Raw genomic sequence first — 21284 nt, 5'->3', positions numbered from 1 at the left:
TATTTATACATCAAAACTAAGACCAACTTTTTTCTTAAAAAATCTAGAATGAGTTAATAGTGTTGTTGAATGAGTGAAAAGGAATGAAAAATGAGTGAAACCGTATTTTTAGTATTCTTTTAAGTGGTTTTACTCTAAAGGTGATTTTTTGAACCCAGTTTTTGTGTGTATGTTTACATGAATTAATTAAAGAAATGAAGAGGTTTTTATATATACAATTGTTTTTACTTGCACTAACTCTTACTTCCATGCAAGCGCAAAGAAGTAAAGGTTATGATAGGGAGCATACAGTGCCAGTAAAAGTAATAGATGAAAAAACAAGATTACCTATTAGAAATGCTGAGGTAATTGTAAATGGTGAAATTTTTGTGTTTTCTCATATTTATGATAAATATATGGTTAAAGCAAGATTGAATGATGTAATACAGATTACGCACCCTGACTTTAATACCATGTTTCATACGGTAGAAAATTTTAAAGCAATTCAAATATTGGTAGAAGACTATGAAGATAAGAAATCTAAATATAGTTTTGATAAGTTGTCTATTCGTAAAAACAGTGGACCTAAAAGAGATTCTAAAGCATATAACACCTATTACGATTCGGTAAAATTTTATAAAGAAAAAGATTTAGACAAGAGTTTAACTTTTGTTGAGAAAATGCTTGATGAAAGCGATACCAAACGTAGACGGGCTGTTTCTTTTAGAGAATTAGCAGATATATATACCCATTGGAAACAGTATGATTTAGCTATTGAAAATTACAAGGCATCTCTAAAAGAAGTGAATGAAAATAGAGTGCTGTTATTGTTAGCTAAAACACAATTGTTAGCATTAAAGAACGGAGATGCTAAAAGAAGTTTTATGAGAGCTTCAAAAGGTAAGCTGAGTAATTATGAAAATTTAACGATTAATGAGGGGCTAGGAGATGTATATAAAAATTTGACAGAATATAAAAAGGCAAAAGAGTATTATGAAAGTGCCTTAGAAATTGCTCAAGCAAGTTCTTTAAAATCGAAAATAACTGATTTAAACTCAAAGCTAGCAGAAACCTATGCAAAACTAGGAGAAGGAGTAAAAGCAGATTCACTTTTTAAAAACTCATTGGATTTAGCCTATAAAGAAAATGTAAGAAGGTCATTGAATCAACAGCAAAAAGTAGCTGATTATTACAATCAAGCACAACGGTATGATGATGAAATTGATTTAAGGAAAGAAAGCTTAAAAGAAGCCAATGGTATTACTATAGAAACTGAAGATAAAGAGTCATTGGTAGATTCTATAACTTCACAAAAGATAAATTATAAAATAGGAAGCGCTTATATTTTAAAAGAAGAATTTAACCAGGCAATACCCTATTTAAAAAAGAGTATTGAAGAGGCAGATGAGAATGAAGATTTAATTGTACAAAAGGATGCTACTCGCAAATTATCGGAAGCTTTAGAAACTGTAGGAGCTTATTCTGAGGCGCTAAAGTCTTATCAAGATTATGTACAATTGGTAGACACTTTATATTCAAGAAAAGAGCAAGAAATACAGCAATTAAAACGTTTTGGAAAACGTATTGCAGAGAATCGAAGTAGAATAAAAAGTTTAGAAAAAGACAAAGAGTTGGCAGATACCAAGGTTGATTTGGCGTATAAGGATCAGCAGTTAGTCGAAGAAAGTAATAAACGTCAAGAATACGTAATCTATTCTTTAATAGGTGGAATGTTACTAATGTCGTTACTAGCATATTTTATGTTTAGAACCAACAAGCAACAAAAACTAGCAAACAATTTATTGGCATTGAAATCAATGCGTTCACAGATGAATCCACATTTCATTTTTAATGCCCTTAACTCTGTAAATAGTTTTATAGCGGTAAATGATGAACGAAGTGCGAACCGATATTTATCGGAGTTTTCTGTATTAATGCGCTCTGTTTTAGAAAATTCTGATGAAGATTTTATACCGTTATCTAAAGAAATTGAATTGTTGGAGTTATATGTAAAGTTAGAACACAATCGCTTTCAAGATAAGTTTGATTACACCATTACCATAGATGAAGAAATTCGATTGGAAGAATATTCAATTCCACCAATGCTGTTACAACCCTATATTGAGAATGCTATTTGGCATGGGCTTCGATATAAAGAAGAAAAAGGGAATTTGCATATTTCAATGAAGAACAAGAATGAAGAGTCAATTGTCATTTTAATAGAAGATAATGGAGTAGGAAGAAAGAAGTCTATAGAAATGAAGACTAAAAATCAATTGAAGCAGAAATCTAAAGGAATGAGTACGATTAAAAACAGAGTGTCAATTTTAAATGATATGTATCAAGATAAAATTGCTGTTTTAATAACAGATGTTTTTGAAGATGGAAGCGGAACAAAAGTAGAATTAACATTAAAAAAAGATTAAGCTATGAAGTTAAAAACAATTATTGTTGAAGATGAAGCAATAAGCAGAGATATTTTACGAAACTATATTTCTAAATACTGTCCTAATGTTGAATTGTTGGGAGAAGCAAGCAATATAAAGGAAGGAGAAGAACTGATAAATAAATACGATTTAGACTTGGTTTTTCTAGATGTTGAAATGCCTTTTGGAAATGCTTTTGATTTGTTAGAAAAAATAGAAAATAGAACCTTTGAAGTAGTTTTTGTAACTGCCTATGATCATTATGCGATTGATGCTCTAAATACACAGGCAACTTATTATCTATTAAAACCAATTTCGATAGATGAATTGATAAAAGCAGTGAACTTAGTTACAGAAATCAAGGAGAAAGAAATAGCTTTAGAAAGCTCCGTGCTTACGCCAAAATCAAATATGGTGAATGGAAAAATTACTATTCCCTTACAGGATGGTTTTGAGGTGGTAAATACAAGTGATATTTTGTTCTGTAAAGCAGATGATAATTATACAGAACTGTATTTTGAAAATTCTAAAAAATTGGTGAGTAAGACACTTAAGTATTTTGAAGGAATTTTAAAAGATTCGTCATTTGTAAGAATACACAAGTCATTTTTAGTGAATGTAAATGAGATTGTGAAATACAAAAAAGGAAAGGGAGGAAGCGTAGTGCTGTCAAACGGAAAAGAAATTATGGTCTCTTCATCAAAAAAGGCTAATTTGCTTTCGTATTTTAAATAAAGATGAAAAACAGGTGGTTAATAATTTTAATTTGTGCTTTTACTTCTTGCCATTTTAATAATGAGAAAGTGAAGTTTAAAATTATAAATAATACAAGTTTTATAATTGATTCTTTAAATATAAAACCAAACACATTTGAATCATTAAAATATGTTAAGTTGGTGCCTAAACAAAAGATAGAGTATTGCATTGATATGTCAGAAGCCTTACCAATTGATGATAGTTATCGATTAGAATATAAAATCAAAGATACAGTTGTGGTTAGAAAATTTGGATATTACGCAAAGGGCACTCCGATAGATGATTATATAATAATAAATATAGAAAAAGATACTATTAAATATGTTTCAAGAGAAATATAACATAATTTAAAAATATGCCAATAATAAAATCCGTAAACGGAAAACATCCGCAAATACCAGAAGATTGTTATGTTGCTGGAAATGCTACAATTGTAGGAGAAGTTACCATGGGAAAAGAATGTAGTGTATGGTTCAATGCAGTAATTCGTGGTGATGTACATTATATAAGAATGGGAGACAAGGTAAATATACAAGATGGAGCAGTGATACATGCTACTTATCAAAAATCACCAACTACAATTGGTAATAATGTATCCATAGGGCATAATGCTATTGTACATGGTTGTACTATTCATGATAACGTGTTGGTAGGTATGGGAAGTATTATTATGGATGATTGTGTGGTAGAATCGAATTCTATCATAGCTGCAGGAGCTGTTGTAACTAAGAATACAAAAGTAGAAAGCGGAAGTATTTACGCAGGAGTGCCTGCAAAGAAAGTAAAAGACATTTCTCAAGAGCTTATCTCAGGAGAAATTGACCGTATAGCCAATAATTATGTAAAATATTCTGGTTGGTTTAAAGAATAAAAAGAGCTCGGTTTTATAACGAAACCGAGCTTTGTACTACTTTCCCTTCTTCTAAAATAGGCTTTCAATAAATAGGGTAATAGGACTCTTTTTATCTAAGTAAAAAAAGGTTAATCCCCATGTATCATATAAGCCATGTATAAGTATAAGCAACCAAAGATTGGTTTTGTTTTTGTAAAAGATATATGAATCTGCTAATGTCATAATTGCAATGGTAATTACTCCAGAAATACCTTGGTAAGAATGTGAGATTCCAAAATATATGGAAGTGATGATTCCTGCAAACAACCAGGCTTTTTTTGTGTTTCCAAAAAGAGAAGCCAACCATTTATAGTAATAGCCTTTGAATAAAAACTCCTCACCAAAAGCTACAATTGTCCAAACAATAATTAGAATTATTATAAAATTAACAGGGTTGTGTTTAATTCCTTCAAGAGAGCTGTAATTAGGTGGTCCAAAGTAACTTTCTACAAAAAGAGCTATAATGTTGTCGAGAAAAAGAAGAGTAATAGTTAATAGTATACTATAAATAATTGTCTTTTTTGTAAGTCGCTTTGTAAAACCAAACAAAGACCATTTAAAATTACTTGACCAAAGAATTAATAAAACAATACCTAAACCAAAGAAGAAACTAAAATTTCTGTCTAAGCAGCCAAGTAATGGTGCTAGAAGCATAACTATAACAACAATAAAAGGTTTTGTGAGAAGTTTATAAACTGAATCTTTTTTAATCGATATTCCAGAGTTTTTCATATTATAAAGCTTTTTTAGTTCCGTTATGTAATACAGTGAAATATTTGTTGTTTTCAATTAACAAGCCTTCAGATTTTTTGTTTGGCCAACTTTTTAAATAATCATTCGGATGTTTTACGTCAATTGCAAGTACTTTTCCATTGTAATATTTTTTTACTGTAGATTGAATTGTATGTCCAACAACCACAGCTTTTGCATTGAATTTTTCAATTCCTTTTTCAACTTCTTCTTGAGATAGATCATCTTTAAAATAACCTCTATACCAACAAATTCCTTTTTTAGTAGAAAGAACCGTTTGCGTCATATTTTTTTCTGGTTTTGGAAAATATCTTTTGTAATAATTAGCTCTGTTAATTCGATTCAAATCGTGCAAAGTAAGACTTGATTTAGTAATTTCAGGATGAATTCCTCCATGAGTAAAAAGAATTCCGTTGATAAGTTCAATGGTGTTTTTAGAAGAGATCCATCTTCCTAAAAAAGAATTCTGATCATATAAATTAAACTGTTGTTTTCCTAAGATAGAAGCAATGGCATAATATTTTTGTTCGGCAGATTTATATTGCCCTTGAAGGTTTTTTAGTTCATGGTTTCCTAAGATAAAATGAACGTTTCCTCCATGTTTTTTAGCATCTTGTTCTAGCTTGTAAATAAACCAAAGAACTTGGGTGGTAGAAAAACCTCTATCTACAAAATCACCTACTAAAACTAAATGTCCTTTACCAAAAGTCCAGTTAAGTTCTTTGTCAATAACCTGATTGCTTATTAAAAAGTCGCGGAAAGTTTTATACTTACTTTCAATATCAGAAATAGCTAAAATTTTGTTTCCATCATTATAAATAGCTTTTGGAGTGCTTACATTTGGATTTATAGAAAAATCAAATTTAGAAGTATCTAAAGGAAAAAAGCAGTCGCCCTTGATAGAATTGTGAGTACTGTGTTTTTGAGTGTCTACAAAAAAGCCATCATCTTTATTACCTTTTACATAGTTTACAGAAAGAAGACTGTCGTTTTCGAAAAAAACATAGGGTCCTTCATGGGAAAGGTCATAACGCTTCGGGTTTTGTCCATAATTAAAAGTACCGTTAGCATATAGCAAAAAGCAAACTCCAATAATAAATAAGGTAAGTATAGTACCAAAAATGTGTTTAAAATATCGTAAAATTCTTTTTTTCATCAGTTCTAAGTATTAAATATTGATGAAGCAAACCTATTCATAGGGTTTGTTTGAATAAAGTTATTGGGATGTGTTGAGGTTCTTTGATTACAAAAGGATGCTTTTATGTAGGACAGTCCGTTTGTCACACTTTTTAAATAGTATAACCTCAATTTTAGATAGTTTAACAAGAAGCCAATAATAAAAGAAAAAGGAAATGTACTTTTACTTCATGAAATTTATTAGAAGTAAAAAACATAAAACAATTTTAAAGTATGTTATAGCAATTTCAATACTAATTCCAGTATTAATTGTTGCTTACGAAATAATCGTTTTAGGAAAGGATAACGTAGTTTTATTTATTGATTTTCCTTCTGTTTATAGTGTGTTGACAATTCTATACTACGGATTGTTGTTTGTTATTGGATTTGGATGGGCTCTTAGAGAGATCAAACAAACCTTAAAACTTCGAAATGAGAAAATAAAAAATGAACTTAAGTATTTAAAAGCTCAAGTGAGTCCTCATTTCTTCTTTAATATGTTGAATAACCTATATGGTTCTATTGATAAGGATGCCGAAAAAGCAAAAAATATAGTATTGGAGTTGTCAGAAATGATGCGTTACAGTATTTACCAAGGAGAAAAAGAATATGTAACACTAAAGGAAGAGATTAAGTTTATACGAAATTTTGTTGCCTTACATAAAAAGAGATATTACAAAGATTTGAAAATAGAATTTGTAATAGATATTGAAGACGAGGATATGAAAATTATGCCGTTAACCTTTATTAATTTGGTAGAAAATGCTTTTAAACATGGAGTAGAAAGACTTAGGGGGGAGGCATATGTATACATACGGTTAAAATCTGATGATAAGATTATTTATTTTGAAGTTGAAAATAACTTTGATAAAGAGGAAAAAGAAAAAGAAGCTGGAGTAGGATTGTTAAATTTAACTAGAAGATTAGATTTGGTGTATCCAGATAAATACAAATTAGTAACTTCAACAATTGATGAAGTGTTCAATATTCAATTAACATTACAAGCTATATGATTAAATATATTATTGTTGATGATGAGCCTGTAGCTCATGATATCATAAAAGGATATTGTGATGTGTTACCAAATTTTAAGTTTGAAAACAGTTGCTATGATGCTATTGAGGCCTTAGATTTTTTATCTAATAATCAGGTAGATTTGATTTTCTTAGATTTAAATATGCCTAAACTTAAAGGATTTGATTTTTTAAAAGTACTATCGAATTCACCTAAAATAATCGTAACAACAGCATACGCAGAATATGCTTTGGAAGGCTATGAGTTAAATGTTGTAGATTATCTATTAAAACCTTTTAGCTTTGAGAGACTCGTAAAAGCTGTTAATAAAATAGATACAAAAGAAGAGGAGGTGAAACCTGTGAAAAAAACCGCTGAGAATAGTTTGTTCATCAGAAGTAATAAAAAATATATTCAGGTAAATATCGATGATATATTATTTGTAGAAGCTTTAGGGAATTATTGCAAAGTGGTATGTATAGATGATGAGTATAGTGTAAGAGAAAAAATTTCGGAATTTAAAGAGTTGTTAGATGATGATTTGTTTTTACAAGTACACAAGTCTTTTATTATAGCAAAGAAGAAGGTAAAAGAAATAGAAGGAAATCGAATAAGAATTAAGGATTATGTTATTCCAATAGGAAAAACATATAAAGTAAATTTGAACCATTGGTTAAAATAAAAAAGTTCGGTTGAAAACCGAACTTTTTTATTTTTTACCACTCATCTTTAGACCTTTCAGAGTGTTTTTTCTTTTTGTGTTTCTTAAGACGTTTTTTTCCTTTTTGAACTCTTCTAGAAAGAGATTTTTCAAATCTTTCGTATTGTTGTTCATTTAAAATTTGTTTCATTTCCTGCTTAATAGCAATTTGCTTATCAAGCATTTTACTTTTTAACTCATAGCGTTGTTCAGAAGAAAGTTCTTGCCCTTTAGCTTTCATGGCTTTTCTTTTTTCTCTCATGGCCATGTGATCACTAACTGATTGTGCTAATAAAGGTCTAATTTGACGTTGTTGTTTAGGTGTTAGATCAAGTTTTAAAGTCATTTTTTTTAACTTTAATTCAGTTTTTTGATCTATACTTAATTCATCCTTTTGTTTCTTTTGAGCTACTAATGTTGTACTTACGGTAAACATTAAAAGAAATAAAGCTACTAATTTTTTCATGGTTTTAATTTTAAATTACGCTTCTATGACTAAGCAAAACTAAAAAAGTTTAAATTTGAAAACCAATTTAACATTTTTTTAATTTTTATGAAGCAAATAATCAGAGTTCTTTTAAAACTATTAATAGTTTTATCGGCACTTGCATTCGTGTTTTTTTTGTGGGCCTCATCACCTACAATGAATGAGAAAGAGTATGCAAAACTAATTACTCACAGTTACAATACCAAAGTTGATAATGATTCTATTTATAGCATTGTTACATATAATATTGGGTATTTAAGTGGGATGACAAATAACAGAGCAATTGCCAAACCAAAAGAATTATTCGAAGCTAATTTAAGCAAGGTTGTTTCAGAAATAAAAAAAGAAAACCCCGATATCATAGCGTTTCAAGAAATAGACTACAATGCTGCGCGTTCCTATGAGGTAGATCAAGAAGAAGAAATAGCTAAGTTAGGGTATAACTATGTGGCAAGAGGAGTTAACTGGGATGAGCATTATGTGCCGTACCCGTATTGGCCACCAAGTATGCATTTTGGAAAAATGGTTTCTGGACAATCAATTGTTAGTAAATATGAGTTAAAGGATTATGAGCGTATTGTTTTAGAACGCGTTCCTGATAATCCTTTTTATAGAGATGCCTTGTATTTAGAGCGTTTGGTTCAGGTAACCAAAGTTGTTTTAGAAGAAAAGGAGGTAGTGGTGATTAATATTCATTTAGAAGCGTTCGATAAACCAACCAGATCACGTCAATTTGACTATGTGGTTAATTTATTTAATAGTTATAAAAAAGATTATCCTACAATTCTTTTAGGTGATTTTAATTCTAGAGCAAGAGATAAGAGTGCAGTAATTCAAAAAATGTTTGAAATGGACAATATTGGAAATGCGGCTTTCGAAGTAGCAAATCCAGCAAATACATTTGATACGAAAGATTTATATGAGCGAATAGATTATATTTTCTATACAGAGAATTCGATTGAATATGTAGAAGGTAAGGTATTGAATGGTTTTGAACAAGCTTCAGATCACTTACCAGTAGAAATGAAGTTTCGATTAAAATAAATAGAAGTAAAACATATAAAAACAAAAAATCCGAACAGAAGTTCGGATTTTTTATGTGGTGCCTCCAGGAATCGAACCAGGGACACAAGGATTTTCAGTCCTTTGCTCTACCAACTGAGCTAAGGCACCATTTGGTTTTGCCAATCAAAAGCTTCAAAAAAAGTGGTGCCTCCAGGAATCGAACCAGGGACACAAGGATTTTCAGTCCTTTGCTCTACCAACTGAGCTAAGGCACCAGTTATTAGCTTTTGTTTAGCGGATGCAAATATACAATCGTTTTTTAATTTAACAAAGCAATTAGTTTAAAAAAATGTATTGTAAATTTGAAGTTTTGTAAAAAGAGGATATGTACTTAATAATTGACGTAGGTAATACAAGAGTGAAAGCGGCTGTTTATGAACAGGATAGCTTGGTTGAGTTGGTGGTTTTTAAAAAGTCTAAAATAATTTCAGAATTGAAAAAAATAATTTCAAAATTTTCAATTTCTCATAGTATTATATCTTCAGTAGCATCTATTTCGAGAGAAAAGAAAGAAAAAATAGATGATTTTTTGAAGCCAATGTACCTTAATTCTTCCACAGAAGTACCGTTTAAGAATAAATACAAAACACCCAAAACTTTGGGAGTAGATAGAATAGCACTAGCTTCTGCGGCAGTGAGTACTTATAAGAATAAAAATGTATTGGTAATTGATGCAGGAACTTGTATTACCTACGAATTTGTTACAATGAATAAAGAGTATTTAGGAGGAGCTATTTCACCAGGTATACAAATGCGCTATAAAGCTTTACATACTTTTACAGCAAAATTACCGTTGTTAACATCAGAAAAAGTTGAAACCGTTATTGGAAAAGATACAAATACATCAATTCACTCGGGTGTGGTAAATGGTGTTTGTAGAGAAATAGATGGGGTAATAGAGCAATATAAAGATGACTATCAAGATTTAACAGTAGTTTTAACAGGAGGAGACACATATTTCTTGGCTAAACAATTAAAAAGTGTCATATTTGCCCATCCAAATTTTGTTTTGGAAGGTTTACATACAATATTGAATTATAATTTAGCGAATGATTAAGAGGATATTACTAGGAGTATTCGTATTAAGCTCAGTAACATTATTAGCACAACGTAACAGTGCTTCACCGTATTCTGTTTTTGGAATAGGTGAGAATTTTGAAGCAGTAACAGTTGAACAAGCTTCTATGGGGGGAATTGGAGTGGCAATGAAAGATTCAAAGTATTTAAACTTTGTGAATCCTGCGGCCAATGCAGATTTACGTTATGCAACTTATGGTCTAGGAGGAAGCTTAACTTTTTTAACTTTAAAAGAAGGGAATAGTTCTCAGTCTGGAAACTCAACGAATTTAAGATATATAGCTTTAGGATTTCCTATTGGTAAAAAAGCAGGGTTTTCTGTTGGATTACAACCTTTTTCTTCTGTAGGATATTCTTTAGTAAATAATAGTAATGCTCAAGACGTAACAGTATTTAGAGGAAGTGGAGGTACAAATAAGATCTACGCTAGTTTTGGTATGTATGTCTACGAAGGACTTTCTTTAGGAGCAGAAGCAGCATTTATTTTCGGAAATACTGAAAACACGATTTTAAATGTACGTGAAGGAGTTGCTAGAGGATCTAAGAATAGTGAAGAATTAAATATTCGAGGAGGACAGTTTAAATTAGGAGCTCAGTATAAGACACAATTAAAAAATGATTTGCAATTACAAACAGGATTAGCAATGACTTTACAGTCTGATTTAACAGGTACTGGTACTGACAAGTTTTATTCTGTAGTGTTTAATTCTAATGGGTCTGAAATAGAAAAAGATATCAACTCTACTACGAATATAAATGGAAATATAACAATCCCTTTAAAAACTGTTTTTGGAGTTGGTATTGGAAAGTTAGATAAATGGTACGTTGGAGTTAATCAACAATTCCAAAAAGCATTGTCTACAAATAATTCATTAATAACAGATGGAACTTCTTTTAGATACGATGATTCAAGAAAATTTTCATTTGGTGGGTATTATATTCCTAAAAAGAACTCTATATCAAGTTATTGGGATAGGATAACTTATAGAGCGGGGGCGCGTTTTGAAAATGTTGGGTTATTAGTTAATACAGGAAGTTCTAATAATTTTACAGCTGTAAAAGACTTTGGCATAAATGTTGGATTAGGATTGCCATTACCAGGTCAAGCATCTAATTTAAATATTGGATTTGAATATGGACAAAGAGGAACAACTAATAATAACTTAATACAAGAAAATTATTTTAATGTAAGATTAAGTTTATCTTTGAACAGCAGAAACTGGTTTGTAAAGAGACAAATAGATTAATAAAAACTGATAAATGATGAAAAAAATTACGTATTTACTAACAGGATTATTTTTGTTTGTAGCCGTAAGCGGGGTTAAGGCACAGGCAAATCAAGAGTGTCTGGTTAAGTATAACTTAATGAGCGGTGATGTTAAAAATAAAAAATACACTGGAGACGCTAAGCAAAATTTAGATTACCTTTTAACTAATTGCCCAAAATTATCAGTCAATATTTATAAATATGGGGCAAAGTTAGCAGAGGCAACTAAAGATCACGGTTTAGTTAAGAAGCTATATGAAGCAAGAATCGCAAATTTCCCTCAAAAAGGAGCTGCGAAAGCACATAGTGATTATGCTACCTATGTATTAAAAAACAAGTTGGCTTCTGAAGATGAGGCGTTTTCATATTTAGAGAAAGCATATAAAATTTCACCTAAGGATATGGGGGTTAAGAATATCTTTAGATATTTTAAAACCGTAACTGAAAAAAATAAAGATACGAATCCTCAAAAAGTATTTGATACGTATGATGATGTAATGGAGTCTGTAGGAGAAAAGTTAGATGATTATAACAAGAAAATTGCAGCATTACAAATAAAGGATTCTTTAAAAACAATTTCTGCCAAAGAAAAAAGAAATTTAAGAGCTTATACTATTAACTCAACTTCTTTAGGTCAAGTAGAAGGTGGTTTAGATGCTACAATTTCAGAAATAGCTACTTGTGAAAGATTAATTCCAATTTATAGTAGAGATTTTGAAGCTAATAAAGCTAACGGAGTTTGGTTAAAAAGAGCAGTTTCTAGAATGTATAATAAAGGATGTGCAACTGATCCATTATTTGAAAAACTTGCAAATGCTTATGCAGAAACAACTCAATCAGCAGACGCTTATAACTTCTTAGCAGGAGTTTTAGCTAAGAATGGTGATAAAGGAGGTGCTGCTCAAATGAGAAAAAAGGCATTCGATTTAGAAACAGATCCATTAAAGAAAGCAAAGTATAAGTTAAGAGAAGCTCAAAGTGCAAGCGGAAGTAGAGCAAGAGCATTAGCTAGAGAAGCATTAAGATATAATCCAAACATGGGTAAGGCATATTTATTTATTGCAAGTTTATATGCTAGGAGTGCAAACTCTTGTGGAAGTGATGAATTTGAAAAGAGAATGGTATACGTTGCAGCTTTAAATAAAGCACAAAGAGCAAAAAGAGTAGATCCAGGATGTGGTGCAGGAAGATATATTAATAACTATAAAGGAAATGTACCTTCTAAGAAATTAGTTTTCCAAAAAGGATTAGCATCAGGTTCTTCTTATAGAGTAGGATGTTGGATTGGTGAAACTGTAAGAGTACCATAATCAATATAGATTTTGAGTAGAAAAAAACATATAATAAATAACATTGCTATCATTAGTTTGGTGGCAATGTTTTTTTCTTGTGTAAATAGTAAAAAAGAAGTACAGGATTTTTTAGCAGATAAAAATCTACCTATTGGAGTCGCTAAGAATACAAATCATGTGTATAAAGATTCAGGAAGAGTTACATCAAGATTGATTACACCTCTATTACTCGATTTTTCCAATAGAAAAGAGCATCCGTATAATGAATTTCCAAAAGGGATAAAGATTGTTTCTATAAATAAGAATGGAAAAGACTCTACTACCATTACAGGAAATTATGCGTTAACATATTCAAAAACGCAAGTTTCGGAAATAAGAGGAAATGTGGTGATAACTAATCATACTGATAATTCAAAATTAGAAACGAACCAATTGTTTTGGGATCAGAAAGAAGCTTACTTTTTTACTGAAGACGGTTTTAGATTAACTACCCCAGAAAGTGTAATTAATGGTTTTGGATTTGAATCAAAACAAGATTTAACACAGTTCATAGCGAAGGATATTACTGGAGATATCCAAGTAAAACAAAAAGAAATATAATGAATACACTTTGGAAATATATACAATACGGTTATCTAGTTGTAGGAATCATTTTTTTTGTTGAAGGAATATTAAAATGGAATTCTGACAAACAACAGGCACTTATTATGTTTGGTTTTGCTATCTTTATTACGTTAATTTTCTTTTTTAAACGTAATTTTAGAAGAAAGGTAGAAAAACGAAACAAACAAGGTTAATGTATACCGAACTGATTATAATTTTTACATCCATTCTTTTTTCAGCTTTTTTTTCTGGAATGGAAATAGCCTTTGTGTCGGCTAACAAGTTACATATAGAACTTGAGAAAAAAAGGGAAGGTATCGTTCCCAAGATACTTGCAAAACTTACAGAGAAATCATCAAAATTCATTACAACAATGCTTGTGGGTAACAATATTGCTTTGGTAATATATAGTTACTTTATGGGGGAGTTGTTAATGGGGTGGTTTAAAGCACTACTGCCAACTGGAATTATATTTCTTGATTATTTATTAAATGATGTAAGTCTACTTACGCAAACTACTATTTCGACGATTATAATTTTAGTTACTGCAGAGTTTTTACCAAAAGCGATATCGAGAATTTATGCAAATGAAATGTTGAAGTTGTTTGTAATACCAGCTTACATTTTCTATATCTTGTTTTATTTTATTTCTTGGTTTATAACTAAGATTTCTGACTTCTTTTTACACGTTTTTTTTAAAGCGAAAGAAAATAATGCACAAGTAGAATTTAGTAAAGAGGAATTAGGAAACTATATTTCAGAACAATTAGAAACAGGTAAAGATGCGGAAGAAGTTGATTCTGAGATTCAAATTTTTCAAAATGCACTAGAATTTCACAAGGTGAAATCTCGTGAGATTATGGTGCCTCGAACAGAAATTATGGCGGTTGATCTTCATGAATCTGTAGCCAATCTGAGAAATTTATTTATAGAAACAGGGTATTCTAAAATATTGGTTTATAAAAATTCATTAGATAATATTTTAGGGTATGTAAATGCTTTTGAACTGTTTAAAAAACCAAGGTCTATAAAGTCAATTTTATTACCAGTTGAATTTGTTCCGGAGTCTATGATGATTAATGACGTGTTAAATGCGCTCATGAAAAAAAGAAGGAGTATTGCGGTAGTAGTAGATGAGTATGGAGGTACTTCTGGTATTATTACGGTTGAAGATGTAGTTGAAGAACTCTTTGGAGAAATAGAAGACGAGCATGATGTACAACAACAATTAGAAGAAAAAATAAATGAACGAGAATTTAAATTTTCAGCACGTCTTGAGGTTGATTATTTGAATGAAGAGTATAATTTAGAAATTCCTAAAGAAGAAGCCTATGAAACGTTAGGTGGTTTTGTAATAAATCATACAGAGACTATTCCAGAAGAAGGAGACAAAATTGAAATAGGAAAGTTGCATATAGAAATCTTAAACGTAAGTGCTACTAAAATAAACGATTTATACCTTAAAGTTTTAGATAAAGAAGGATAAACTTTAATTCTTTAATAAAACATATCAAACCCCCTCTAAAACAGCTAAAAAAACGTTGCATTATTTAATGTGAAATTGTATTTTCGCACACTGTTAATTAAATAAATGACGTATGGCAATTTTATCGAAAATTAGAGAACGTTCAATGTTCTTGATTCTTGTAATAGGTTTAGCACTTTTTGCTTTTGTATTAGACCCTTCTACTATTTCAGACTTTTTTAACGCAAGTAAAGTAGACGAAATAGGAGAGGTAGATGGAGAAACTATTTCACGTTTAGAGTTTGCTGAGGCTTTAGATGCATATAAAACTCAGACTGGAAATAGAGTTGGAGAAATGCAAGCAGCAAAGACGGTATGGGATAACTTACTAAGACAAAAGATTTACAAAGCGCAATTAGAAGAAGCAGGAATCACTGTTGGAGATGCAGATATTTTTAATAAAATTTGTGAAAATCCTTCAATTCAAGGTGATCAAAGATTTCAAACAGCTGGAATTTTCGATAGAAATAAATTAAAAGAGTTTTTAAAAACCATTAAGGAAACAAATGGAGAAGAGTGGAGGTTATGGCAGAACTTTATGACTTCTATTCAAAATAACTTAGAAAAAACTGCATACGATAATTTAGTGGCGGCTGGTTTAGGTGCTTCTTTAAAAGAAGGAGAAACTGACTATTTAACCAACAACACTAAGATTACGGCTAAATATGTACGAGTACCATATTCTACAATCGCTGATAGTTTAGTTACTTTAACAAAAGGAGAAGTAAAAAGCTATATTGAAAAGAACTCAAATCAATTTCAAGTTGAAGAGTCAAGAGATTTAGAAGCAGTAAGATTTGATATTTTACCAACAAAAGAAGATGAAGAGGCAATTAAAGCAGAAGTAGCTAAGTTATTAGAAGATTCTGTTGTAAATAATACGCCTATCAAAGGATTAAAGAATACTACTGATTATGCTGAGTTTTTTGAAGAGAATGAATCAGATATTTCTTTAGATGATACTTACAAGTATAAAGTACAAGTACCACAGGTTATTGCTGATGATATCTTTAATGGTAAAGAAGGTGATGCTTTTGGTCCTTATAAAGATGGAGAGTACTTTAAGATTTCTAAAATAACTAAGGTTACTCAATTACCTGACTCTGCTCAAGCAAGACATATTTTAATTCCTTTCGTAGGAGCTTCTAGTGCAGCGGCAACAGTAACTCAAAATGAAGAAGAAGCAAAGAAAACTGCAGATAGTTTATTAACTGTAGTAAAAGCTACTCCTTCTAAATTTGCTGATTTAGCAAAAGAAATGTCATCAGATAAAGGTTCTTCAGATAAAGGAGGATTCTATGATTGGTTCCCATACGGACAAATGGTACCTGCTTTTAGAGACTTTGTTTTTGAAGGTAAAGAAGGAGATATGGGAGTTGTAAAAACACCTTTCGGTTTCCACGTAATTAAAGTTGAAGGACACAAGAACTTCCAACCAGTAGTTAAATTGGCTACTTATGGTAGAAAAATAGAAGCTTCTGAAGCAACAGAGAATAAAATATTCCAAGAAGCAGAAACATTTGCTTTAGAATTAACTAATGGAAAAAGCTTTGAAGATGCTGTTAAAGAAAAAGGTTTAAAATCTATTTCTTCTGTTGGAATTAAAGCTTTAGATGAGAATGTACCAAGTATAGGTAACGAAAGAGAAATGGTTACTTGGTCATTTGGAAAAGATTTAGAAGTAGGAGACTTTAAGCGTTTTGATATTAATGGAGGATATGCAGTAGCAGTATTAAAAGCAAAAACTGCAAAAGGATTAATGCCAGTAGATAAAGCAATTGCACAAGTTCGCCCTATTTTAGTTAAAGAAAAGAAAGCTGCTTTAATCGCAGAAAAAATGAATGGAGCTAACTTACAAGATATAGCAACAGCAAATTCACAAACTGTAAGAACAGCAGCAGACGTTAACTTACAATCTCCAACATTACCTGGAATTGGTAACGAACCAAAAGTAGTTGGAGCAATGTTATATGCTAAAGAAAATGAGTTAAAGAACAAGGTAGCAGGAGGTTTAGGAGTATATGCTTTTATCGTAGAGAAAAGAGAATTACCAGTTGCTTTACCTAATTACGATACATTTAGAAAGCGTATTGCAAACGATAGAAAAGGAAGAACATATCAATTATATGAAGCAATGAAGAAAGCTTCAAATGTTGAAGATAGACTTAGCTCTTTCTACGGAATAGAATAAAACAACAAGTCCATACAATTTAAAAATCCGAACTATTTAGTTCGGATTTTTTTGTTAAAGAATCTTCTTATTGCATAATTTCTTATGATGCTTAGTATTGTAAAATATAGCGTTAGCGCAATGTTTTTTTGATAGTTACTTGTAATACCTAGAAAAGGAAATAGAATGTTTAAAGAAACCAGCGTAACTAGAAAACCAATTGAGACATTTATAAGACTTTCTATAAAGGATTGTTTTTTAGTTTGACTCATGGAATAATTGAGTTTGAGTAGTTATGTTGTTATGAGTAATATAGATAAGTCTGTAACCATAAGTATTTGCGTCTATTCCTATTTTATCTGTTTGTTTTTTGATTTGATAGGACACAGCTGGACTTATATATTGCGTAACATTTTTGTCAATAATTGTACTACTTAGGTGGTAGTGACCACAAAAAACAGTAATGCTATTTGAATGTTTTTGTAATAGATCAAGAATGGCTTTTCTATTTTTTAGAGCTCCTATTTCATCAACTTTTAAATTGAGTCCAATAATTGGGTGATGTAGGGAAATTAAAACATGCTTGTTAGTCTTAAGTTCCTTTTCAAGCCATGCTAGTTGCTGCTTATCAATTATTCCTAATGAAGAGTCTAGATAAATATACTTGTAAAAATCATCCTCATGACTATAGTATAACTTTGATGAGTTAAAGAGTTTTGACTTAATATATGTTGCGGTTTCAAGTTCGGAATCGTGATTTACTAAAGTAACAGATAAATTAAAATGGTTACATTCTTTAAAGAAGAAGTCTAAGCTCGTTCTTTCACCAATATCTCCAGTGCAAATAATCTCATTTATATTAAGGGACGAAATATGTTGTAACACGGTTTTTAATCGGTTCCTTGCAGAGATACCTTGTTTTTTAGTGAAGGGTTCATCTAAATGTAAATCGGTTATATGAGCGATTCTTTTTATCATGAGTAAATAATCTTTTTGATAAAAGTATCTATACGCTCAAGGTTACTGTTGTAATATCTTGCGGATTTTACTGTTCTCTATAAATTGTAGGAGTAATTCCGAAATACTTTTTAAAAACGTTAGAGAAGTAAGAAGAGTTTTCAAAGCCATTATCCACTGCAATTTCAAAGATTGTTTTTTTAGAAAGTCTTAGTTGTTCTTTAGCACTGTTTAGCCTAATGAATGTTAGGTATTCTATAGGAGTATACCCCATTATTTCAGTGAACAATCTATGTAAATAATACTTGCTAACGCCTATAGCATTACTTAGAGTATCTAGAGATATTTTACGCGTAAAATTATCATGCATATAGGTTTGAGCCATGGTTGCGTATTTATAGAGTTCTTTTTGGGTATTGTATTTTATTATTTTTAATTCAGAAAATTTAGCTTTGATTTTAACATGCTCTTTTATGACAGTTTCTGAAAGATGAATGAATAAATCGTCCATTTGAAGCTTGAAAAGATTGGGCTGGTTTTCATACAAAAAAGCCATTTTCTGTAATTCATCTCCAATAAGATTATGGTTGGATTGAGGGAATTCAAAAAATTCTAAAGAAGTATCTCTTGCATATAGATTGGAATAAATTTCTCCAATTAAGTCTGGTGATAAAAAAAAAGAAAGTCCTTTGCTCCCTTTTAAGGCTCTGGTGGAAATGTTTTTGTTATTTAAGATAATATATTGTCCAGAAGAAATAAGGCTGTCCTGATGGCTATGGTTGTATTCCTTAGTCCCTTCAATAACATACTTTATAGAGCAGGCAGATTCGTATTGAATTTCAATATCACTTGTATGCTCAGAGTATAATATTTTATTTTCTAGTTGACTCGAAAAGTTAGGAAGGGCTGTTATTTTCTCAAGGGTAACCATTATGTTTAATAATTAGGAATATTTAAGCCTAAGGTAATCTCTCTATGTATTACCCAAATATCGTTTTCTTTTTTAAGCTTTACAATTCCTGAGCCTCCACGTTTTTTTTGAGACTGTTTTTCTCGTTCGGTTAGGTTAGGATCATTTTCAAAATGATAGCTATCAATATAATAAGGATTTGTATTCGGTTCTTTTAAATAAATATGAATATGTTCGGCGATTTGTGTTCCGGGATAAGAAGCAGGTCTAAAAGTGTAAAAAGTAAACTTACCATCCTTATTCGTTTTTAACCAGCCTCTATATTGTCCATGCCTTTTTTACCAACCAATAGGTGTTGCACTTGGTGTGTATCTCCCAGTTCTATCTACATGATATACATAGATTACAATATCCTCTGCAGGTGTTTTTCCATCTTTTTGAAATATAGTACCAGTTATTTTTAATTTTGGTTCATTTTCAAAAAAGCCAGGTAATGTATCAATTGATTTAAGACTCTTGTTAAGAGTTTTATAATCCAATAAAGCAATACAATCTTGGCAAGGCCCACCCACATTTCTTTCTTTGACGTTTTGAGATTGTCCATTGCAGCAAATCAAAACCAACGTAATACAAAGTACTCTTAATAACTGTTTCATTATTTGATTGATGTTTAGTGATAGGAGTCTGCTTAAAAGTACAAATTTCTTAAGAGGTTTTTTACTGTATCTGTCTAATTGAGAGTTAAATAAATATTAAAATAATAAAAAAAGCAACCTCATTAAGAGATTGCTTTTTAGTATATTCTTTACGTTGTTAATTACGCATTTAATGGCTTTCCATCCCAAGCAGCTTTAGCCGCTTCTTTTACAGCTTCAGAATACGTTGGGTGTCCATGACAAATACGAGCTAAATCTTCCGCAGAAGCTCTGTATTCCATTGCTACAGCCGCTTCCATGATTAAATCAGCTACACGAGCACCTACCATATGTACTCCTAATACTTCATCTGTATTTTTATCGGCTAATACTTTAACAAATCCATCAATGTCTCCACTAGCACGAGAACGTCCTAAAGCACGCATTGAGAATTTTCCAGCTTTGTAATCAACACCGGCATCTTTAAGTTCTTGCTCAGTTTTACCAACAGCGGCAACTTCTGGCCAAGTGTATACAATACCAGGAATTAAGTTATAATCAATATGAGGCTTTTGTCCTGCTAAGTATTCAGCAACCACAACACCTTCTTCTTCTGCTTTATGAGCTAACATAGCACCACGTACTACATCTCCAATAGCATAAATATTAGAAACATTCGTTTGTAAATGGTCGTTAACTTCTACCATTCCTCTTTCTGTAACTTTTACACCCGCTTTTTCTAAAGCCAATCCATCAGTATAAGGACGACGACCTACAGAGACTAAACAGTAATCACCAGTAAAAGTAACTTCTTCACCTTTTTTATTTGTAGCTTTTACAATAACTTCATCTCCATTTCTTTCAACAGAAGTAACTCCGTGACTTACATTGAACTTTATTCCTTGCTTCTTTAAAACTTTAGTAAGTTCTTTAGAAACATCTTTATCCATTGTAGGAGTAATTGTAGGAGCATATTCAATTACAGTTACATCAGCACCTAAACGCTTGTAAACCGAACCTAATTCTAATCCAATAACACCACCACCAATAACTAATAAGTGTTTTGGTACTTCTTTTAACTTTAAAGCTTCAGTAGAAGTAATTACACGTTCTTTATCAATTGAAATAAACGGTAACGTAGAAGGTTTAGAACCTGTAGCTATAATAATGTTAGTTCCTTCGATAACTTCTGAAGAACCATCATTTTTAGTAACTTTTACATGGGTAGCATCTTCAAAAGATCCTACACCTTCAAAAACATCAATACTGTTTTTGTCCATTAAATATTTAATACCTCCCGTAGTAGTTTCTACTACTTTAGCTTTACGGTCAACCATTTTTCCGAAGTCAAATGAAGGCTTCTCAACAGAAATTCCGTGCTCTTCAAAATGATGAACAGCATCGTAATAGTGGTGAGAAGAATCTAATAAAGCTTTTGATGGGATACATCCAACATTTAAACAAGTTCCACCTAAAGTTGGGTATTTTTCTATAATAGCAACTTTAGAACCTAATTGTGCAGCTCTGATAGCAGAAATATATCCACCAGGTCCAGAACCAATAACGATAACATCGTATTTCATGAGTTATGTTTGTTTTGTGT

Annotated in this window: 21 protein-coding genes and 2 tRNA genes; 14 read left to right on the top strand and 9 right to left on the bottom strand. The window is 31.0% G+C overall.

From position 1 onward, the window contains the following. Positions 1–248 precede the first annotated feature (248 nt). The 4 genes from Q0873_RS12275 to Q0873_RS12260 are packed head-to-tail and all read left to right on the top strand — an operon-like array spanning position 249 to position 4032. Positions 249–2405 carry a histidine kinase gene (locus tag Q0873_RS12275; protein WP_299107628.1) on the top strand — a complete coding sequence of 719 codons (2157 nt, stop codon included), beginning with the start codon at positions 249–251 and terminating at the stop codon, positions 2403–2405. Positions 2406–2408: 3 nt separating this feature from the next. Continuing rightward, positions 2409–3140 carry a LytTR family DNA-binding domain-containing protein gene (locus tag Q0873_RS12270; protein ID WP_299107626.1) on the top strand — a complete coding sequence of 244 codons (732 nt, stop codon included), beginning with the start codon at positions 2409–2411 and terminating at the stop codon, positions 3138–3140. Positions 3141–3142: 2 nt separating this feature from the next. Then, a complete protein-coding gene (locus tag Q0873_RS12265; RefSeq protein ID WP_299107624.1) occupies positions 3143–3502 on the top strand; it encodes a hypothetical protein in 360 nt (119 codons plus the stop codon). Between the two features lie 14 nt (positions 3503–3516). Beyond that, positions 3517–4032 carry a gamma carbonic anhydrase family protein gene (locus tag Q0873_RS12260; RefSeq protein ID WP_299107622.1) on the top strand — a complete coding sequence of 172 codons (516 nt, stop codon included), beginning with the start codon at positions 3517–3519 and terminating at the stop codon, positions 4030–4032. A 51-nt stretch (positions 4033–4083) separates the two neighbouring features. On the opposite strand, the gene Q0873_RS12255 is transcribed toward Q0873_RS12260, so the two are convergent. Next, positions 4084–4785, bottom strand: coding sequence for a CPBP family intramembrane glutamic endopeptidase (locus tag Q0873_RS12255; RefSeq protein WP_299107620.1), 702 nt, complete (start codon positions 4783–4785; stop codon positions 4084–4086). 1 nt (position 4786) lies between these two features. Further along, the gene (locus tag Q0873_RS12250) at positions 4787–5959 is read right to left on the bottom strand and encodes a metallophosphoesterase (protein ID WP_299107617.1); all 1173 of its coding nucleotides are present in this window, start codon (positions 5957–5959) and stop codon (positions 4787–4789) included. 211 nt (positions 5960–6170) lie between these two features. On the opposite strand from Q0873_RS12250, the gene Q0873_RS12245 reads away from it, so the two are divergent. Both Q0873_RS12245 and Q0873_RS12240 read left to right on the top strand, forming a co-directional pair. Then, entirely contained in the window at positions 6171–6992 is an 822-nt protein-coding gene (locus Q0873_RS12245) for a histidine kinase (RefSeq protein WP_299107614.1), read from the top strand. Then, positions 6989–7675, top strand: coding sequence for a LytTR family DNA-binding domain-containing protein (locus tag Q0873_RS12240; protein WP_299107612.1), 687 nt, complete (start codon positions 6989–6991; stop codon positions 7673–7675). The genes Q0873_RS12245 and Q0873_RS12240 overlap by 4 nt, the downstream gene beginning before the upstream one ends. 34 nt (positions 7676–7709) lie before the next feature. Here the strand turns inward: Q0873_RS12240 and Q0873_RS12235 are convergent, their stop codons facing one another. After that, complete coding sequence (locus tag Q0873_RS12235) at positions 7710–8159, bottom strand: hypothetical protein (RefSeq protein ID WP_299107609.1); 450 nt, start codon at positions 8157–8159, stop codon at positions 7710–7712. An 87-nt stretch (positions 8160–8246) separates the two neighbouring features. Between Q0873_RS12235 and Q0873_RS12230 the strand changes: the two genes are divergently transcribed. Then, positions 8247–9224, top strand: coding sequence for an endonuclease/exonuclease/phosphatase family protein (locus tag Q0873_RS12230; RefSeq protein WP_299107607.1), 978 nt, complete (start codon positions 8247–8249; stop codon positions 9222–9224). Between the two features lie 56 nt (positions 9225–9280). On the opposite strand, the gene Q0873_RS12225 is transcribed toward Q0873_RS12230, so the two are convergent. After that, a tRNA-Phe gene (locus tag Q0873_RS12225) sits at positions 9281–9353 on the bottom strand. Between the two features lie 34 nt (positions 9354–9387). Continuing rightward, a tRNA-Phe gene (locus Q0873_RS12220) sits at positions 9388–9460 on the bottom strand. Positions 9461–9570: 110 nt separating this feature from the next. Here Q0873_RS12220 and Q0873_RS12215 point away from each other — a divergent pair. The 7 genes from Q0873_RS12215 (at position 9571) to Q0873_RS12185 (ending at position 17200) form a co-directional block, all read left to right on the top strand. After that, positions 9571–10302 carry a type III pantothenate kinase gene (locus Q0873_RS12215; protein WP_299107605.1) on the top strand — a complete coding sequence of 244 codons (732 nt, stop codon included), beginning with the start codon at positions 9571–9573 and terminating at the stop codon, positions 10300–10302. Further along, positions 10295–11569, top strand: a complete 1275-nt coding sequence (locus Q0873_RS12210) for a hypothetical protein (RefSeq protein ID WP_299107603.1) — start codon at positions 10295–10297, stop codon at positions 11567–11569. Before Q0873_RS12215 ends, Q0873_RS12210 begins: the two co-directional genes overlap by 8 nt. A 13-nt stretch (positions 11570–11582) precedes the next feature. Then, complete coding sequence (locus tag Q0873_RS12205) at positions 11583–12899, top strand: hypothetical protein (RefSeq protein WP_299107601.1); 1317 nt, start codon at positions 11583–11585, stop codon at positions 12897–12899. A 12-nt stretch (positions 12900–12911) separates the two neighbouring features. Next, entirely contained in the window at positions 12912–13481 is a 570-nt protein-coding gene (lptC, locus tag Q0873_RS12200) for an LPS export ABC transporter periplasmic protein LptC (RefSeq protein ID WP_299107599.1), read from the top strand. Beyond that, positions 13481–13678: a hypothetical protein gene (locus tag Q0873_RS12195; RefSeq protein ID WP_299107597.1), complete on the top strand. Its 198-nt coding sequence runs from the start codon at positions 13481–13483 to the stop codon at positions 13676–13678. Before lptC ends, Q0873_RS12195 begins: the two co-directional genes overlap by 1 nt. Next, positions 13678–14970: a hemolysin family protein gene (locus Q0873_RS12190; protein WP_299107594.1), complete on the top strand. Its 1293-nt coding sequence runs from the start codon at positions 13678–13680 to the stop codon at positions 14968–14970. Before Q0873_RS12195 ends, Q0873_RS12190 begins: the two co-directional genes overlap by 1 nt. Positions 14971–15082: 112 nt before the next feature. Continuing rightward, positions 15083–17200: a peptidylprolyl isomerase gene (locus tag Q0873_RS12185; RefSeq protein ID WP_299107592.1), complete on the top strand. Its 2118-nt coding sequence runs from the start codon at positions 15083–15085 to the stop codon at positions 17198–17200. Between the two features lie 237 nt (positions 17201–17437). Here Q0873_RS12185 and Q0873_RS12180 read toward each other — a convergent pair whose 3' ends face one another. The 4 genes from Q0873_RS12180 to lpdA form a co-directional block, all read right to left on the bottom strand. Further along, positions 17438–18157, bottom strand: coding sequence for a metallophosphoesterase (locus tag Q0873_RS12180; protein ID WP_299107590.1), 720 nt, complete (start codon positions 18155–18157; stop codon positions 17438–17440). Between the two features lie 67 nt (positions 18158–18224). Then, positions 18225–19067, bottom strand: coding sequence for an AraC family transcriptional regulator (locus Q0873_RS12175; protein ID WP_299107588.1), 843 nt, complete (start codon positions 19065–19067; stop codon positions 18225–18227). 317 nt (positions 19068–19384) lie between these two features. After that, positions 19385–19702, bottom strand: a complete 318-nt coding sequence (locus Q0873_RS12170) for a hypothetical protein (RefSeq protein ID WP_299107586.1) — start codon at positions 19700–19702, stop codon at positions 19385–19387. Between the two features lie 161 nt (positions 19703–19863). Further along, positions 19864–21264 (bottom strand): dihydrolipoyl dehydrogenase, encoded by a 1401-nt coding sequence (gene lpdA / locus Q0873_RS12165; RefSeq protein ID WP_299107584.1) that lies wholly within the window; start codon positions 21262–21264, stop codon positions 19864–19866. Between the last annotated feature and the right edge of the window lie 20 nt (positions 21265–21284).

Source organism: uncultured Tenacibaculum sp. (assembly GCF_947498805.1).
Taxonomy (GTDB): domain Bacteria; phylum Bacteroidota; class Bacteroidia; order Flavobacteriales; family Flavobacteriaceae; genus Polaribacter.
Note: the sequence above shows the minus strand (reverse complement) of the source record. Positions and strands in the feature narration are given on the sequence as shown.

Excerpts from the sequence above, each read along its gene's own strand:
- Q0873_RS12215 (WP_299107605.1), top strand. The coding sequence starts at position 9,571 with ATGTACTTAATAATTGACGTAGGTAATACAAGAGTGAAAGCGGCTGTT.
- Q0873_RS12270 (WP_299107626.1), top strand. The coding sequence starts at position 2,409 with ATGAAGTTAAAAACAATTATTGTTGAAGATGAAGCAATAAGCAGAGAT.
- Q0873_RS12260 (WP_299107622.1), top strand. The coding sequence starts at position 3,517 with ATGCCAATAATAAAATCCGTAAACGGAAAACATCCGCAAATACCAGAA.
- Q0873_RS12185 (WP_299107592.1), top strand. The coding sequence starts at position 15,083 with ATGGCAATTTTATCGAAAATTAGAGAACGTTCAATGTTCTTGATTCTT.
- lpdA (WP_299107584.1), bottom strand. The coding sequence starts at position 21,264 with ATGAAATACGATGTTATCGTTATTGGTTCTGGACCTGGTGGATATATT.
- Q0873_RS12210 (WP_299107603.1), top strand. The coding sequence starts at position 10,295 with ATGATTAAGAGGATATTACTAGGAGTATTCGTATTAAGCTCAGTAACA.
- Q0873_RS12245 (WP_299107614.1), top strand. The coding sequence starts at position 6,171 with ATGAAATTTATTAGAAGTAAAAAACATAAAACAATTTTAAAGTATGTT.
- Q0873_RS12230 (WP_299107607.1), top strand. The coding sequence starts at position 8,247 with ATGAAGCAAATAATCAGAGTTCTTTTAAAACTATTAATAGTTTTATCG.
- Q0873_RS12180 (WP_299107590.1), bottom strand. The coding sequence starts at position 18,157 with ATGATAAAAAGAATCGCTCATATAACCGATTTACATTTAGATGAACCC.
- Q0873_RS12275 (WP_299107628.1), top strand. The coding sequence starts at position 249 with ATGCAAGCGCAAAGAAGTAAAGGTTATGATAGGGAGCATACAGTGCCA.
- Q0873_RS12265 (WP_299107624.1), top strand. The coding sequence starts at position 3,143 with ATGAAAAACAGGTGGTTAATAATTTTAATTTGTGCTTTTACTTCTTGC.
- Q0873_RS12195 (WP_299107597.1), top strand. The coding sequence starts at position 13,481 with ATGAATACACTTTGGAAATATATACAATACGGTTATCTAGTTGTAGGA.
- Q0873_RS12170 (WP_299107586.1), bottom strand. The coding sequence starts at position 19,702 with ATGAAACAGTTATTAAGAGTACTTTGTATTACGTTGGTTTTGATTTGC.
- Q0873_RS12235 (WP_299107609.1), bottom strand. The coding sequence starts at position 8,159 with ATGAAAAAATTAGTAGCTTTATTTCTTTTAATGTTTACCGTAAGTACA.
- Q0873_RS12190 (WP_299107594.1), top strand. The coding sequence starts at position 13,678 with ATGTATACCGAACTGATTATAATTTTTACATCCATTCTTTTTTCAGCT.
- Q0873_RS12205 (WP_299107601.1), top strand. The coding sequence starts at position 11,583 with ATGATGAAAAAAATTACGTATTTACTAACAGGATTATTTTTGTTTGTA.
- Q0873_RS12175 (WP_299107588.1), bottom strand. The coding sequence starts at position 19,067 with ATGGTTACCCTTGAGAAAATAACAGCCCTTCCTAACTTTTCGAGTCAA.
- Q0873_RS12255 (WP_299107620.1), bottom strand. The coding sequence starts at position 4,785 with ATGAAAAACTCTGGAATATCGATTAAAAAAGATTCAGTTTATAAACTT.
- Q0873_RS12240 (WP_299107612.1), top strand. The coding sequence starts at position 6,989 with ATGATTAAATATATTATTGTTGATGATGAGCCTGTAGCTCATGATATC.
- Q0873_RS12250 (WP_299107617.1), bottom strand. The coding sequence starts at position 5,959 with ATGAAAAAAAGAATTTTACGATATTTTAAACACATTTTTGGTACTATA.